This is a genomic window from Pseudomonas sp. Yb2C2, from assembly GCF_052112325.1.
GTDB classification, from domain to species: domain Bacteria; phylum Pseudomonadota; class Gammaproteobacteria; order Pseudomonadales; family Pseudomonadaceae; genus Aquipseudomonas; species Aquipseudomonas marginalis.
Map to the genome: position 1 here is coordinate 175234 of NZ_JAVAJK010000015.1, position 14983 is coordinate 190216.

Annotated in this window: 15 protein-coding genes; 6 read left to right on the forward strand and 9 right to left on the reverse strand. The window is 62.4% G+C overall.

What is annotated here, in order from left to right; all coding sequences use genetic code 11:
* The first annotated feature begins 8 nt into the window (after positions 1–8).
* From ribA to ribD, 4 genes are read left to right on the forward strand one after another with little or no spacing between them, the layout of a single operon-like run.
* A complete protein-coding gene (gene ribA / locus Q8X51_RS21360; RefSeq protein ID WP_027607438.1) occupies positions 9–605 on the forward strand; it encodes a GTP cyclohydrolase II RibA in 597 nt (198 codons plus the stop codon).
* A gap of 28 nt (positions 606–633) precedes the next feature.
* Complete coding sequence (locus tag Q8X51_RS21365) at positions 634–2322, forward strand: WD40 repeat domain-containing protein (RefSeq protein ID WP_407694373.1); 1689 nt, start codon at positions 634–636, stop codon at positions 2320–2322.
* A gap of 17 nt (positions 2323–2339) precedes the next feature.
* The gene (locus tag Q8X51_RS21370) at positions 2340–2996 is read left to right on the forward strand and encodes an SAM-dependent methyltransferase (protein WP_074847278.1); all 657 of its coding nucleotides are present in this window, start codon (positions 2340–2342) and stop codon (positions 2994–2996) included.
* Positions 2993–4096, forward strand: coding sequence for a bifunctional diaminohydroxyphosphoribosylaminopyrimidine deaminase/5-amino-6-(5-phosphoribosylamino)uracil reductase RibD (gene ribD / locus Q8X51_RS21375; RefSeq protein WP_256097778.1), 1104 nt, complete (start codon positions 2993–2995; stop codon positions 4094–4096). The genes Q8X51_RS21370 and ribD overlap by 4 nt, the downstream gene beginning before the upstream one ends.
* Before the next feature lie 35 nt (positions 4097–4131).
* On the opposite strand, the gene Q8X51_RS21380 is transcribed toward ribD, so the two are convergent.
* The 3 genes from Q8X51_RS21380 to Q8X51_RS21390 form a co-directional block, all read right to left on the reverse strand.
* Positions 4132–4860 carry a class I SAM-dependent methyltransferase gene (locus tag Q8X51_RS21380; RefSeq protein WP_407694372.1) on the reverse strand — a complete coding sequence of 243 codons (729 nt, stop codon included), beginning with the start codon at positions 4858–4860 and terminating at the stop codon, positions 4132–4134.
* 263 nt (positions 4861–5123) lie between these two features.
* Positions 5124–5696, reverse strand: a complete 573-nt coding sequence (locus Q8X51_RS21385) for a hypothetical protein (protein WP_315872267.1) — start codon at positions 5694–5696, stop codon at positions 5124–5126.
* Entirely contained in the window at positions 5693–6607 is a 915-nt protein-coding gene (locus Q8X51_RS21390; RefSeq protein ID WP_407694371.1) for an NAD synthetase, read from the reverse strand. Before Q8X51_RS21390 ends, Q8X51_RS21385 begins: the two co-directional genes overlap by 4 nt.
* Before the next feature lie 187 nt (positions 6608–6794).
* On the opposite strand from Q8X51_RS21390, the gene Q8X51_RS21395 reads away from it, so the two are divergent.
* Positions 6795–7283 (forward strand): Hcp family type VI secretion system effector, encoded by a 489-nt coding sequence (locus Q8X51_RS21395; RefSeq protein ID WP_065948050.1) that lies wholly within the window; start codon positions 6795–6797, stop codon positions 7281–7283.
* A gap of 207 nt (positions 7284–7490) precedes the next feature.
* Here the strand turns inward: Q8X51_RS21395 and Q8X51_RS21400 are convergent, their stop codons facing one another.
* From Q8X51_RS21400 to Q8X51_RS21415, 4 genes are all read right to left on the reverse strand, one after another.
* Positions 7491–8954 carry an aldehyde dehydrogenase family protein gene (locus Q8X51_RS21400; RefSeq protein WP_407694370.1) on the reverse strand — a complete coding sequence of 488 codons (1464 nt, stop codon included), beginning with the start codon at positions 8952–8954 and terminating at the stop codon, positions 7491–7493.
* Between the two features lie 143 nt (positions 8955–9097).
* Positions 9098–10270, reverse strand: a complete 1173-nt coding sequence (locus tag Q8X51_RS21405) for an NAD(P)/FAD-dependent oxidoreductase (RefSeq protein WP_407694369.1) — start codon at positions 10268–10270, stop codon at positions 9098–9100.
* Positions 10267–10674 (reverse strand): RidA family protein, encoded by a 408-nt coding sequence (locus tag Q8X51_RS21410; protein ID WP_065948053.1) that lies wholly within the window; start codon positions 10672–10674, stop codon positions 10267–10269. The genes Q8X51_RS21405 and Q8X51_RS21410 overlap by 4 nt, the downstream gene beginning before the upstream one ends.
* On the reverse strand, positions 10664–11800 hold the full coding sequence (locus Q8X51_RS21415) for a DSD1 family PLP-dependent enzyme (RefSeq protein ID WP_407694368.1): 1137 nt from the start codon (positions 11798–11800) through the stop codon (positions 10664–10666). Before Q8X51_RS21415 ends, Q8X51_RS21410 begins: the two co-directional genes overlap by 11 nt.
* Before the next feature lie 95 nt (positions 11801–11895).
* Here Q8X51_RS21415 and Q8X51_RS21420 point away from each other — a divergent pair, with 95 nt between their 5' ends.
* On the forward strand, positions 11896–12780 hold the full coding sequence (locus Q8X51_RS21420; protein WP_407694367.1) for a LysR family transcriptional regulator: 885 nt from the start codon (positions 11896–11898) through the stop codon (positions 12778–12780).
* Position 12781: 1 nt separating this feature from the next.
* Here Q8X51_RS21420 and Q8X51_RS21425 read toward each other — a convergent pair whose 3' ends face one another.
* Together Q8X51_RS21425 and Q8X51_RS21430 are read right to left on the reverse strand one after the other, a co-directional pair.
* Positions 12782–13495: a cupin domain-containing protein gene (locus tag Q8X51_RS21425; RefSeq protein ID WP_407694366.1), complete on the reverse strand. Its 714-nt coding sequence runs from the start codon at positions 13493–13495 to the stop codon at positions 12782–12784.
* Between the two features lie 22 nt (positions 13496–13517).
* On the reverse strand, positions 13518–14369 hold the full coding sequence (locus Q8X51_RS21430; RefSeq protein ID WP_407694365.1) for a GNAT family N-acetyltransferase: 852 nt from the start codon (positions 14367–14369) through the stop codon (positions 13518–13520).
* Between the last annotated feature and the right edge of the window lie 614 nt (positions 14370–14983).

The window sequence follows — 14983 nt, forward strand, 5'->3', positions numbered from 1 at the left end:
GCTATGCCATGGACACTCCAGTAACGCTTCATACGCAAGTTCCCATCTCCATTCTTGGCGGTGAGGTCAACGCCCACTTCTACGGGTTCAAGGGCTTTGACAAGAACAATGAACACTTTGCCGTCAGAGCCGGTGAGCCCGATGCCGATGTGCCCCTGGTGCGCGTGCATTCCGAATGCATCACCGGTGATGTGTTCGGTTCCCAGCGCTGCGATTGCGGCCCGCAGCTGCAGGAAGCCCTGAAGGCGCTCGATGCCGAAGGCGGCTACCTGATCTACCTGCGCCAGGAAGGTCGCGGTATCGGCCTGTATTCGAAGTTCGAAACCTACCTGCTGCAAGACGCCGGCATGGACACCTACGAGGCCAACGTGAAGCTCAACCACCCGGAAGACTCGCGCAGTTTCGCCCCGGCGGTCGCCATGCTGCGGGCCCTGGATGTGCATCGCTGCCGGCTCCTGACCAACAACCCGGACAAGGTCAAGCAGTTGCGCGATGGCGGGATCGACGTGGTCAGCTCAGTGCCGACCGGGGTGTTCCTGACCAAGCACAACCACAACTACCTGCGATCAAAAGTCAGCAAGTCGAGCCACACCATCAAGCTTTGATTTCATTCTCCAGGAAAAGGACTTTTCGATGAGACACATAGGCCCTATCAGCGGCGTCGCCGCCCATGCTGGTGAGTTCATCGCCACCGCCGGCTACGACAACCAAGTCATTCTGTGGAACGCCCAGACCGGGCATTCGATCCACCGCGTCAGCCATGACCACCTGGCCAACCAGTGCGCGTTCAGTGCCGATGGCAAGTACCTGGTGAGCGCCAGCAGCGACTACACCGCCCGCGTCTGGGAAGTGCCGAGCATGCGCCTCAAGGCCGTGCTGTCGGGGCATGACGACGACGTGGAAATGGCGGTGTTCTCGCCGGACGGTGCGTCAATCGCGACCTGCTCGCGCGATCATCAACTGCGCCTCTTCGACCTCGACGGCAACCTCAAGGGCACCTGCCGCGGGCATCAGGCCGATGTGATTTCCGTGGTCTGGTCGCCGGATGGCAAACGCCTGATTTCCAGCAGCGACGACGGCACGGTGCGCCAGTGGGACACCAGCACCTTCGAGCAATGCGATGAAGTCGACATCGGTGGCGTCGAGACCGATACCGTCGCCATTACCCGCGCCGGCGTAGTGTTTGCCGGTGACGACGAAGGGCGTATCTCGATCATCCATGGAGGCGAGATCCGCTCCGTTCCTGCCCACGATGCTGGTATCAAGCGCATTGTCTGGAATGATGAAAAACAGCTGCTGGTGACCTTGAGTTATGACCGCCTGGCGATCCTCTGGCGCTTCGATGGCACGCAGCTGGAGCGCCTGCGCAGCACCAATTTGCCGAGCATCGTCTGGCCGCGCAGCTGTGCGTTCGTCGGCAGTGACGCCTTGGTGTTCGCCACCTTCGGCTCGCGCTACGCCACCTGGGATTATGAACACGATCAGTGGACCGTGGACGGCATTCAGCCGGCGGTGAGCATCAACGCCGTGGTGACCACCGAGGGCGGGCAATACAGCATCGGTGACGCGGGCCTGCTGTTTCGCGATAACCAGCCCGTGAGCGGCGTCGGCAGCCTGTGCAACTTCCTGCTGCCGTTCGGTCCACTGCTGCTGACCGGTGGGCAGATGGGCCAGGTGTTCGACGCCCTCAGCGGGCGCCTGTTGTATCAACATCGCTCGCCGCTCAATTGCGGCACCACGTTCCAGCGCAATGGCCAGCTTCATGCATTGATCGGAACCTACACCGGCGAAGGCCTGGTGTTTGTCATCGCCGGCGATAACAGCCTGGAGCTGGTGGCGTCGATCCTGATGCACGACAACGCGATCAAAGGCGTGGCGGCCAACGAGCATCACCTGTTCAGCGTATGCGCCTCGGCCGCCGCCGCCCTGCACACTATCAGCGACTTCAGTTGCGCGCGGCATATCGAAAATGCCCACACGCGTATCTCCAACGGCTGCTGCCGGGTCGACGGCGGTTTCGCCAGCATTGGTCGCGACCTGAAACTGCGCCTGTGGCTGGAGTCCGGTGACGAGGTCTATGACACGCCGCACCGCAATTCCATCAAGTGCATTTGTGCCTCGGCCGACGGCGAAGTGATTGCCACCGCGAACTACAGCGGCACCATCGCGCTGTTCGACTTGCCCAGCCGTTCCTGGCAGCAAGTACAGCGTCCCACCGCCAGTGGTATCTCCTGCATCACCCACAGCACGGCCAGCGATGATTTCCTGGCCAGTTCCTACGATGGCCAGATCTACGGGATCGCCACCCGTCGCGCCTCTTGACCCAAGGACTGCCTGATATGAGCAAGCAAGCGCAATTCATGGACGTATCGACGTACCGCCGGGCGCTCGACACCTCATTTGTCCACCGCTACAGCCATGGTGAAGATGAGTGGTCCTGGGACATTGGCATGGCCAAGGCCGCCCGGGTTTTCCTCGAGGCACTGGGGCCGACGCCGGACCAGCATATCCTCGACGTGGGAGTCGGCCGTGCGCGGGATGCCTCGGAGTTCATCCTGGCAGGGCACCGGGTGACCGGCCTGGACATCGTCGAGAATTCCAGCTGGCCGCTGCTGCGCAAACGCTGGGGCGAGCGTCTCAGCCTGGTGTGCAGTGCCCTGCAGGATTGGCAGCCACCGGCGGGGGAGGCGTTTGACGGTGTACTCGACAATGGCTGCTTCCATCACCAGCATCCGGACGAGTGGGGCCGTTACCTGGCCAATATCCGCCAGTACGCGCGCCCTGGCGCGCTGATCGGGCTCAACGTCTTCGGCGTCGACGCGAGCAACCCGGAGCCGGGCTGGCGCGAGATGGATAACCAGCGTCAAGGTTATTTCTTCACCGAACAGGGCGTGCGCGACACCCTGGAAGCGTTTGGTTTCACCTGGCAGGACCTGGTGGTGATCGAGCGCCAGCATGGTGAGGCGGTGTACCTGTTGGCGCTGGTTCGCACATGAGCCTGGCGCTGGCGCGCGACATGCACTTCATGCGGCTCGCCCTGAAACTGGCCGACCGGGGCGCCTTTACCACGGCACCCAACCCCCGGGTCGGTTGCGTGATCGCCAAGGGCGACTTGCTGCTTGGCCAGGGCTGGCACGAGTGGGCGGGGCAGGCACACGCCGAAGTCAATGCCCTACGCGAGGCGGGCGCCGATGCGCGGGGCGCCACCGCCTACGTCACCCTGGAACCGTGCGGCGGGCATGGGCGCACGCCGCCCTGTGCCGACGCGTTGATCAGGGCCGGGGTGGCGCGGGTGGTGATTGCCAGTGTCGACCGCTCCCAGCATGAGCATCATGGCATTGAGCGGCTTGAGGCGGCGGGTGTGCTGGTCGAACACTTGCCGTGTCCGGAGGCGCGCGAGTTGAACCAGGGGTTTTTTTCACGTACCGAACGCAAGCGGCCATGGTTGCGGATCAAACTGGCCATGAGCCTGGACGGTCGCACGGCCCTGGGTAACGGGCAATCCAAATGGATCACCTCGCCCGAGGCCCGGGACGATGTGCAAGTGTGGCGCGCCCGGGCCTGCGCGGTGCTCACCGGCAGTGGCACGCTGCTGGCGGACAACCCGCGCCTGACGGTGCGCCTGCCCGACCCGCACGCGGCGTTTTCCGTTCCGCTGCGGGTGGTGCTCGACCAGCATCTCAAGGGCGATGCCCAGGCCCATGTGCTGGATGGCGCGGCACCGACCCTGGTGTTTCATGGGCCCGGCGTCCAGCCGGCGCACCCACCACCTGCGGGTGTGCGTTTCCGGCAGGTCGGGGTGGACGGCGAAGGGCTTGACCTGCGAGAGGTCATGACGGTCCTGGCTGAGGAGGGGTGCAACGAGGTCCAGGTCGAGGCCGGCCCGGTATTGTGTGGCGCCTTTGCGGCGGCAGGCCTGGTGGATGAGTGGCTGGTCTACATCGCCCCGCTGTTCCTGGGCAGTGATGCACGGCCGTTGCTGGCGTTGGATGGCTTGACCGATCTGGGGCAGGCGCAACCGTTGTCGATCATCGAGCAATGCCTGGTGGGGGCGGACATCCGGGTGCGATTGCGGCCGGTCGGCGCCCTGGCGTGATCGTTCCCACGCGCGTGGAAACGATCACTGCGCGATTATTTGCGGCAGGTCAAACCGATCTGCAGGCTGTTGCGCTCGAACAGTTGCCAGTACCCCGCACCCATGGAGGTGCGGCTGTGTTCACTGATCAGCGGGGCGACCCAGGTGAGCTGGTTGAAACCGGCTACCCGTGCGGCTTCTTCGTACACGCCTTGCTCCCAGCGATAGTAGGTAAACGGTGCGGGGGGCGATGACATGAACTGCGCGTTGCAGCGAAACCCGCCGGCGACCGGGGTTTCATCGAACACCTCAATCCCATAGCGAGTGAAATTGCCTTTTTGCAGTTCGAACGACGGGTTGGCGGTGTAGGCCACCAATTGGCCGCCGGGCTTCAGGTTGTCGGCGGCCGACTGAAACATCTTGCTCAGTTCGTCGACACTGCTGGCATAGTTGAACAGCCAGGCCGCCGTCACCATGTCGTAGGCACCGATACGGCCCATCTTCGCCACATCCCGCACTTCGTAGGCGATACCGTCGTTGGCTTGCCGTGCCTGGTAAATCATGTTTTCGGAAATATCCACGCCATGCACCTTGGCTGCCCCCCAGTCCTTCAACTGGCGACTGAAGAAACCATGCCCACAGGCCAGGTCCAGGATATGCAGGCCCTCGACATTGCCGACCATGCTACGGAAGGTGTCGACCTCGACCTTGCGCTGAGAGGCCCTGGCGGTGAAATCCTCGAACTGTTCACTGATGCGTTCGTACACTTCTTTGGATTCTTTCATCTGCATGCCACTCCTTCGAATATGCGGGCTGGGTGATGAGCAAGCCTTGGTGGTTTTTATGCAAGGTGTTGCTTGCGATATTAGGCGAAACGCCTCGATTTAACAAACGGCTTAGTGGGTGGTTTACCGACCAGGGGCTGCCGTTGTTGCGCGAGCGCGGGTTGTTTCGCAGTGAGTACAGCCACAGCACGTTTCGTGGGCATCTGGGCTTGCCGGTGCCGGTGAATCGGCATACGGCTGCAAGGAGCGAGGCGGCCTGAGGGTCACCACCATTTCCAGCGGCCCTGTTGTTTCAGGGTCGCGATAATGGCTAGGCGTTTGTGGCGTAACTCCACCGACTTTTGCCGCAGTTCGCGGCAGCGGTTGCTGTTGAGAATGAGCAGGCCGACAAGTGGGCAGAGCAGGGCCAGTGCATAGAGATAGGTGTTGGGGCGCCAGAGGATGGCGGGGAGGGATATCAGCAGGCAGAGGAGGTAGACCGCGACGTTTATCCAGACCCAATGGATGCGGCCGTAGAGCACTTCAATTTGCGCAATGGAAAACACCGCGCTTATCGCTACTCCGCCAAAAAACCAATTACGCAACGTAGAAGCTTCTGGGGCTCCTGAAAGATAGGTAACCATTATCAGGACGCCAGTCAGGGCAATGCTAAAACACCCGGCAAGCATCCACCCTCCGATGACTGGCATGTAACGTTTGCGCCACGGTCGTGGATCTTCTATATAAAAAATAGAGTAGAAAAAATCCTTCCCACTCATCGTTTTCCAGTCAGGCAAGCTAACGCTGGTGTCATGGCCCAACTTCTCCAGGGCCTTTAGCGCTCTTTGCTTTTTCATTGATCGAACTCCTCATAGAGACCGACAGTGAGCGTACGAACATTGCCTGACATCGCGCTGCTCATGAACCCTGAGGTCGCAGCCAATGAATCTCTTATGTGATTGATGGTGGCTTGTTTTATTTGTGCCGCACTGATGCGCTTGCTGGTGGTTCCTGCGGCTTTTTTTAGTTTGAGCAGTTTCGTTGTCAGTCGCGGGTCCTGGATTCTGAGCAGTGCATCATTCAGCTTTACTCTTTCTTGCCGGGTAAGCCCTCTCAACACTTGCTGAATGGGTTTTCCCGTTACTTTCGTACTTAGATTGATAGTTTTTACTGTCGTTAAGGCAGATGTAGCGACTCCTAGCAATGCGATACCGTCCAGTACAGCGACTGCAGCTTGATACCAATCCTCGCTGTCGAGACGATCAATAGTCTGCGGGCTGAATGCTTCAACACTGGTTCTGCCTAATCCGATAAGACATTGCGCAGAGCTGGCCACAGCAGCTGCTTTGCCTACGAAGGAAATCACCACACTTGCCCCCGCAGTGAACGGCATAAACGCAACTCCGCTCCAGACCACCATCCAACTCAGTATCGCCCCCGCACACGTCACCGCCGTATTTAACGCTTCACTCACCAACCGCGATTCCCGCGGCTCATGCTCCAACATCCGCTTGAACTCCACCGCCCCCACATACCGGGGCGCCTCACGCAACACCACCTTAATCGGCCGCACACTGCAAATCGCCTGGAACTCACGCAGCGTGACCACGTTGAAGTCCTCATCGATATACACCACGCCCGCGCCAATCAGCACCGGGTCGCTGTCGATGGCGAAGAACAGTCGACGCAGGTCGATGCTGCTTTCAATGCGTTGGCGGGTGGTGCGGTGGGCCGAGGGGAATCCATCCTTGAACAAGGCGGTCGTCATTCCTTAACTCCTGGGTTTTTGGGGAGTCGAGAGGGTAAAGACGTAGTGGCGCAAATTAATGTCGGACGTTTCGCCATTTCAAGGCAGGCACTTCCCGATCCCGCTTTGCCATCTTGTGAGCACCGTCTCGATTCGGGAACAGTGCGCCCCACGTCACTCCCGACGCACAACAGGACAAGGAGCCAACATGGCAGTCGATATGTTTTTGAAACTGGGCGATATCAAGGGTGAATCGCGGGACCAGGCCCATCGTGACGAGATCGACATTACCAACTGGGGCTGGGGTTTATCGCAAACGGGCTCGATGCATTCCGGCACGGGAGGCGGCTCGGGCAAGGCCGACTTTGCCAACCTGAACCTGACCAAACCCCTGGATAAATCCAGCCCCAACCTGATGATGGCCTGCGCCACCGGCAAGCATTACCCCGAAGCCAAATTGGTGGTGCGCAAGGCCGGCGGAGCCAGCCCGGTGGAATATCTGGTGATCACCTTGAAGGAGGTCATGGTGGTGTCCTACAGCACCCGCGCTGAAACGGCCGATGATGTGTTGTACGACAGCATCGCCTTGAACTTCGCCACCGTCGACGTCAGCTATCAGCCGCAGAAAGCCGACGGCGCCAAGGACGGTGGGCCGGTGAAGTTTGGCTGGAATATCCGGCAGAACGTCAAGGTGTGATGCGCTGAGAGGGCATAGGTATCCACACAGCCTTTCAAACCCTGACACATCTCTCTGTGGTGAGCGGGCGGTGCGACGATTCGACAAGCCCGCTCACCACAAGAATGCGGTCGCCTGAAATTGTTTATGCAAGACTCAAGATTTTAGAGTGAAAATTTAACCCTTTAAAATCAATAAGTTATTTTTATCTTGATAAAGGCCTATCACTCACTCGCCAAATCCAATAATCGCCTTGGTTTCCAGATACTCCTCGAACCCCTGCACACCATACTCCCGGCCATTCCCTGAGCGCTTGTAGCCCCCAAATGGCGCCATCGGATTCCACGCCGGATGGTTCAGGTGCACCTGGCCCGCCCGTATACGCGAAGCCACCGCCCGCGCAACATCTAGGTCCTGCCCCTGAACGTGAGCACCCAGCCCGTAGACCGTGTCGTTGGCGATGGCGACGGCTTCATCCACCGTCTCATAGGCAATGATGCACAGCACCGGGCCGAATATTTCCTCTTGGGCAATGCGCATGGCGTTGTCCACGTCGGAGAAAACCGTCGGCCGCGTATAGAAGCCCTTGTCAAAACCCGCCGGCCGTCCCGGCCCACCGCACAGCAGTTTGGCGCCCTCGTCGAGGCCGGCCTGGATCATGGCCTGGACGCGATGGAACTGGGCTTCGTTGGCAATCGGGCCCAACTGCGTTTCTTCCGATTGCGGGTCGCCCACGATCAATGCATTTGCGGTAGCCGCCGCCAGGGCTTCGACTTCGGCCAGGCGGTTTCTCGGCACGATCATGCGGGTCGGCGCGCTGCACGACTGGCCGACGTTGCGAAACGCCGACATCACCCCCAGCGGCACAGCCTTGGCGAAGTCGGCGTCGGGCAGCAGCACATTCGGCGACTTGCCCCCCAGTTCCTGGGTGACCCGCTTGACTGTCGGCGCGGCCGCTTGGGCAACCAACGCGCCTGCGCGGTTGGAGCCGGTGATGGAGATCATGTCGATGTCCACGTGGGCCGCCATGGCCGCGCCGACTTCGGCACCGCTGCCGTTCACCAGGTTGAACACCCCAGGCGGCAGGCCGGCGTCATGCACCAGTTGCGCAAACAGCAGGGCGCTCAATGGCGACAGTTCGCTGGGTTTCAACACCACGGTGCAGCCGGCGGCGATGGCCGGGGCGACTTTTGCGGTGATTTGATACAGCGGCCAGTTCCACGGCGTGATAAGCCCGCACACGCCGATGGGCTCGCGCTCGATGGCGGTGCCGCCTTCCACGGTCTGGAAGCGATAACTGGACAGCAGGTCCCGGGCGACTCGGACGTGCTCGGCCGCCAGCGGCACTTGCATCGCCCGCGCAAAACCGATGGCCGCGCCCATTTCCAGGGACAGCGCCTGTGCCAGTTGCTCTTTGCGCTCAAGGATCAGTTCGTGGATTTTCCCCAGCACCTGGGCTCTCGCAGCAGCCGGGGTCGCAGACCAACCGGCGAACGCCCCGCGTGCCGCCGCAACGGCCCGGTCGACATCCTCGGCAGACCCGCGTGCCACCTCGGCAACCACGGCTTCATTGGCCGGGTTGACCACCGGCAGCGTCGCCGGGATCGCCGGGGACGTCCAACGACCGTTGATGTAAAACTGGTGAGCCGTTTGCGCATCAACGCTGTAGCTGTTTGAAGATTGAGTGGTCATCCAACTGGCTCCCTGGAGCGGTAATAGGCGCTGCAAACAGCACGGCCCGGTGTCCGGATAAGCTAGCAAAAGGCTCCCGCGCAAAGATGCCGTTATTCAACGCTGCAAGGGATAATCTGCTGAATCCGGCAGGCGGGTGAGGCTCATATGAGTTTTCCTGTGGTGGGGGCGTTTGCCGGCACCGTCGAAGGTTGGGTAAAGCGCCGGATATCGAACGGGCTGATCAAGGTGCTGGTGCTGCCGGTGCTGATCAGTTCGGCCATCACATCCCCCACGCCCGGGCCGAGCTGGAAGCCGTGGCCGCAGAAGCCGAAGGCATAAAACAGCCCGTCCACGCTGCCGCTGGGGCCCATCACCGGCAGGGAGTCGGGTGTGTAGCTTTCGATGCCGCTCCACACTCGGATTATGTTCAGCTTCTCGGCGCCCGGTAACAGCCGTTTCATCTGGCGCATCTGGTTGAGCAGGCTCTCGGGCTTGAAAAACGCGCGGCGGTTGAGCATGTCCGGCGTGCAGCGGGCACCGCCACCGATGATGATGTTGCCGCGCGGGATCTGGCGGAAGTAGATCACCTCTTCCTTGATCTTGGTGAACACGCCGATCACGGTGGGCAAGGCGTAGGGCACCGGTTCCGTCACCGACATCTGCGGGCCGTTGGGCTCCAGCGGCACCGGCTCGCCGAAGCGCTCGGACAGGCGCGCGGCCCAGGCGCCGGCGGTAATCAACAGTTGCTCGGCAACAAACAACTGACCGTCGGTGGTGGTGACGTGGAACAGGCCGTTGACCTTTTCCACGTCGGCGACTTCGGTTTTTTCCTCGATTCGCGTCCCGAGGCGCTGTGCGGCGCGGGCAAATGCCGGTGCCGCCAGGCGAGGATTGGCGTGGCCGTCGTGGGGCGCGTAGGAGCCGCCTTTCACCTCGGGGCCGAGGAAACCGAAACGCTGGTGCAACTCGGCGCCGCGATAGATTTTCAGGTCCAGTTGCGCGGCTTCCGGCGCGGCGGCGTAGGCCTCCAGTTCAGCGATTTCATCTTCGCGATAGCACACGCGCATGTGGCCGCTGGGGATGAATTCCAGGTCGTCGTCGATCAACTCCGGCAGGCGTTTCCACAGCGCCCACGAACGGTTGGCCAGTTCCAGTTGCCCCAGGTAGCGGCCCTGGCGGCGCACATTGCCGAAGTTCACACCGCTGGCGTACTGACCGATCTGGTCGCGTTCCAGCAGCGTGACCGAGCAGCCGTGGCGGCGCAGGAAAAACGCCGACGAGGCGCCCATGATGCCGCCGCCGATGATCAGTACAGCGCTTTTTTGCGGGTTCATGCAGGCTGCTCCTGTGCGGTACGGGCCACTGCGTCGATTTCGATCAGGTAGCCATGGTGCAACACCGGCACGGGCACCACGGCGCGGGCCGGTTTATGTTCACCCAGGTAGCGCGCATAAATTTGATCAAAGGCGGGCCAGTGTTCTATGCCGACCACGTACACCGTCACTTTGAGCAGGTCGCCGGGGCTCAGGCCCGCTTCACCGAGGATCGCCACCAGGTTATCCAAGGCAATCGAGGCTTGCACTGCGAACGGTTGCCCGGCGCTGTGCTCGCCATTGGCGCGTACCGGCAGTTGCCCCGATACATACAGCACGCCGCCGTGTGCCACTGCCTGGGAATAGTGCCCGCCCGGCGGTGCCGCGTGGGTGCTATGAATCGAGTGGATGCGATTACCAGCCATGCAGGCGACTCCAGGTGTGCACGCTGCCATCGGCCTCCACGGCGTGATAATCCGGGAACTGCGCGCCGGTGGCACAGGCATGGTTGGGCAGGATGCGCAGCCGACTGCCGATGGGGAAGCGCGTGACAAGCGCGTCACTGTGGGCAGCGCCCAGGGTGACGATGCCGTGTTCCTGGTTGGCAGCGGTGACCCGCGCGCCGTCGATCCAGTCGCCCGCTTCGCTGCACACTTGGCCGTAACCGAAGTCCTGGCGCTGGCGCTGGGTGCCACGGTCGCGGCTCATGGCCATCCAACCGGCGTCGGTGATAATCCAGCCTTTGTCCGGCTGATGGCCGATCACGGTGGTCAGTACGCTCAACGCCAACTCATCGGCCTGGCACACGCCGATGTTGCGCATGACCAGGTCGAAGAACACATACACACCTGCGCGTACTTCGGTGACGCCGTCCAGGTTCAGCGCCGAGAGGGCCGTGGGGGTGGAGCCGATGCTGACCTCGGGGCACGCCAGCCCGGCTGCGCGGAGGGTGTCTGCGGCGTGCACGCACAGTGTGCGTTCCTGTTCGGCCAGTGCTTGCAGGGGCTCAAGGCTGTCGAGCTCGTAACTGGAACCGGCGTGAGTCATCACCCCACGCAGGTGCAGGCCGCCGTCACTGAGGATGCGTGCGACGTCGATCAGTACCGGGTCGTGAGCGGCCAGGCCGGAGCGATGGCCATCGCAATCGATTTCGATCCACACGTCGAAGCGTGCGTCATGCTGCTGTGCGAAAGCGACGATGGCCTCGGCGCCCGGGACGCTGTCGGTGAGCAGGCTGAGGTTACAGCCTTTGCGCCGCAGGGCCAGGGCTTGGGGCAGTTTGCCCGGGGCCATCGCCACGGCGTAGAACACATCGCGGATACCGGCGGCGAAACAATGCTCGGCTTCCTTGAGGGTGGACACCGTCACACCGCTGGCCCCGGCGGCGATCTGGGCGTGGATCACCGGCAGGCACTTGCTGGTCTTGATATGCGGGCGCAAACGCACGCCCAGGCTGCTCATGCGTTGTTGCATACGCTGGATATTGCGCTGCATCTGCGGGATGTCGACGAGCGCGGCGGGCGTGTCGAGGGAAGCAATCGGCGTGGACATGGCGGAACTCGTGTGGCGGGGGACAGGCTGCACTCTACTCAGCTGTTGTTAACGTGTGGTTCAATCAGCGCTCATCAATCATTAAGTAAAATTGAATGATTTCCATCGAAGACCTTCGCCTTGCCGTGACCCTGGCCCGCTCGGAGTCGCTGAGCGCCGCCGCCCGCACCCTGAATGTGTCGCCGCCGGCGTTGTCCATGCGCCTGCGCAAGTTGGAGACGCTGCTCGGGCTGAGCCTGGCCAATCGCGATGCGCGGCGCCTCAGCCTGACGGCGGATGGCGAGCGGTTTTCGCGGGAGAGCGCGCTGTTGCTGGAGCAGCTTGAGGCGCTGCCGGAGTCGTTCCGGCACAAGGATGAAACCCTGGTGGGCACCTTGAGGGTGGCGGCGCCGTTTGGCTATGGCCGCCAGCGCATCGCACCGCTGTTGGCGCGGTTTGCCAAACTGCACCCGCAGCTGTGTTTGCAGCTGGATTTGCGCGAGACGCCCTGGCCCGATCGCCATGACAGCGATGCGGTGGTTCACATCGGCCATCTGAATGACAGCCTGTGGACCGCGCGGCAACTGACACCAAACGAGCGCTGGTTGTGCGCCAGCCCGGCCTACCTGCACGCCCACGGCGTGCCGTCTGCGCCGGATGAGCTGGCGTCCCATCGCTGCATCTGCATTCGCGAAAATGATGAGGACGTGACCCTGTGGCACCTGCGCAAAGGCCAGAGCCGCAAGACCCTGCGCGTGGAACCTGCGTTGTTGAGCAACGATGGCAGCGTTGCCCGGCGTTGGGCCGAGCAAGGCTTGGGGCTGGTGCTGCGTTCGCAGTGGGACGTGAGTGACGCCGTGGCCAGCGGCAGCCTGGTACGTGTGTTGGCGGACTGGAGCTTTGACAGCGCACCGGTGCTGCTGCTGGTGCCGTCGCGCAAACTGCGCAGCCCGCGCGTACAGGCGTTGGTGACGTTTCTGGAAGAGGCGTTGAAGGCCTGAGTCACTTCACCGCGTAGACCTTGCGCACGTACACCGTACTGGTCCAGGCGCAGGGCGCGCCTTTGGCCACGAACACGGTATCGCCGGTATTCACCGTGACTTCGCCACCTTCGTTGCCCTGCAGGGTGACGCGGCCTTCGAGCAGGTGCATCAGTTCGTGCAGTTTGTGCGGGCGGCCGTGGCGGGCGTAGGGCGTCGAGTCCCAGATGCCGACGCGCAGCTCGGTCACGGCATCGTCGAACAGGTTGAATGCGCGGCACTGCGGGGTGGGGCCGATCAGTATCTGGGGTTCCGGCGCGGCGGAGGGGTTGAGCAGGGTGTGCGGGTCGAGCAGGGTCAGGCCGGGGCACACCGGGGCATCGGCCTGGTCGACCGCGCAGAACGCCCATTCGCTGCCTGCACTGGCCTGCACCGTGAGGCGTGTGCCGAAGCCGATTACGGCGCTGGCGCCGACGTCCAATTCCAAGGTCTGTTCCGCGGCACTGAGCACGACATGGCCTGCATGTACCACCAGCGTTTCGCTGTGAGGGAACTCTTCGATCACCGCTTCGCCGCTGAAGGACACCACGCCTGCGGACACGCCATCGTCGCCCATCCAGGCAAGTTGGCGGCTGTCGCCGAACGGGTCCAGCGCGCTCAAGGCGGCCTTGTTGAAAGACGTGGCAACGCGGCTGCCGTCGGCGCGTGCCAACAGCAGGATACGGGGAGATGACATGGGGAGTGCTCCGGGAGAAAAGTCAGCCGATCGCCTGGGTGATCAGGGCAAAGGGGTGTACGCCTTGGCTGGCCTGGGGCGGCGTACCCAGGGCCATTTGCGCGACGGTGTCGATGTTCTTCAGGCCGGCCTGTTCGAGCCAGTCGCTGAGGCCACAGGCGACGGGAATGTCGATGCGCACAAAGGTGTCCGGCACCTGGGCCAGCAAGGTGGCGATCAGGTACTTGGCCTGCTCGATATTTTCCGCCACCACCGGGCCGATGCAACGCCCACGCCCAAACGGCCGCAGCAGGCCGAAGCCGCGTAGCCGGCCGTCGCGTTCGATACCCACGGCGTGCTCCACCTGCAGGTCACGCAGCACTTCACGGCGGTCCATACCGCTGGCGGCCTTGGCCAGCGCGAGCAGGCTGGCATGATCATCGGCGTTAAGCGCCCGGCAGGTTTCGCCGTCGGCAAGCGTCGGCAGGGCGGGCACCAACGCCTGGCCCTGGTGTTGCTGCACTCGCCCGAACTCGACGAACCCCTGGCTGGCATACAACGGCGCGCCGGCGAGGGTGGCGTTGAGGACCGGCGTGCGCGTATCGCAGGCGGCAATGGCCTTCTCCATCAAGCGCCGGCCGATGCCCTGGCCCTGGTAGTCATTGCTGACGATCACCAGGCCGATGGTGGCGTAGTCGCCCTGGGGGCAGGTGAACGCGCTGCCGATCAGCCGCTCGCCATCCATGACCACGAAGCCGTCGCTGACCCGTTGCAACATTGCCCAGTCTTCCAGGCGGTGGGGCCATTTGAGTTGCACCGACAAATCGTGGGCGGCCGGGAGGTCGGCTGCGGTCATTGGGCGGTAGGTGTAAGCAGGGTGTGGCAGGGCGGACATGGCGAGCCTCCGTAGAGCGTTGTGTTGTGTCGCGTCAGGGTGCTTGTATCCCACCTGGGTTAGAGGCTGGCAAGAGGGCCGGGAATATTCGGTAGATTCCTCGCGGTGTGCGGGGCGAGACCACAGTTACTACTTAATTGGGGTTGGGGGGCAGCAGCAAATGCCATGGGGTTGGCGTTGGAGCCAACTGGAGTAGGGCGGGGGTACACGGTTAAAAATGTGGGAGGGGCGGTGCGACGGTTCGACTTGCCCCCGATGAGGCAGTGTCAGTGGATGCATCTGTAGCTGAGCTGCTGCCATCGGGGGCATAAGTATCTGCACAATTTTTTTCAGCGGTCTGTGGCGAGGGCGCTTGGTTCCGTGGCGGCCTTTGGGCCGACCGCTTTTTTTGGGGTGGAGTACATATCCGTTGCTGCGGTCACGGCCACCTATGGTTCCGCTCTTACAGCGGGTCACTTTTGGAAAGACCCAAAAGTAACCAAAAGGTCTTCGCCCCAACACTCGGCACCTCGCCTAGGCTCGGTGTGCCCTCACTCCGGCTTTGGAGCGTGGGCCGCCGCGATGGGCCATCCATGGCCCAGCGCGGCTAACCCGGCGTCCTGCCGGGTTACCCA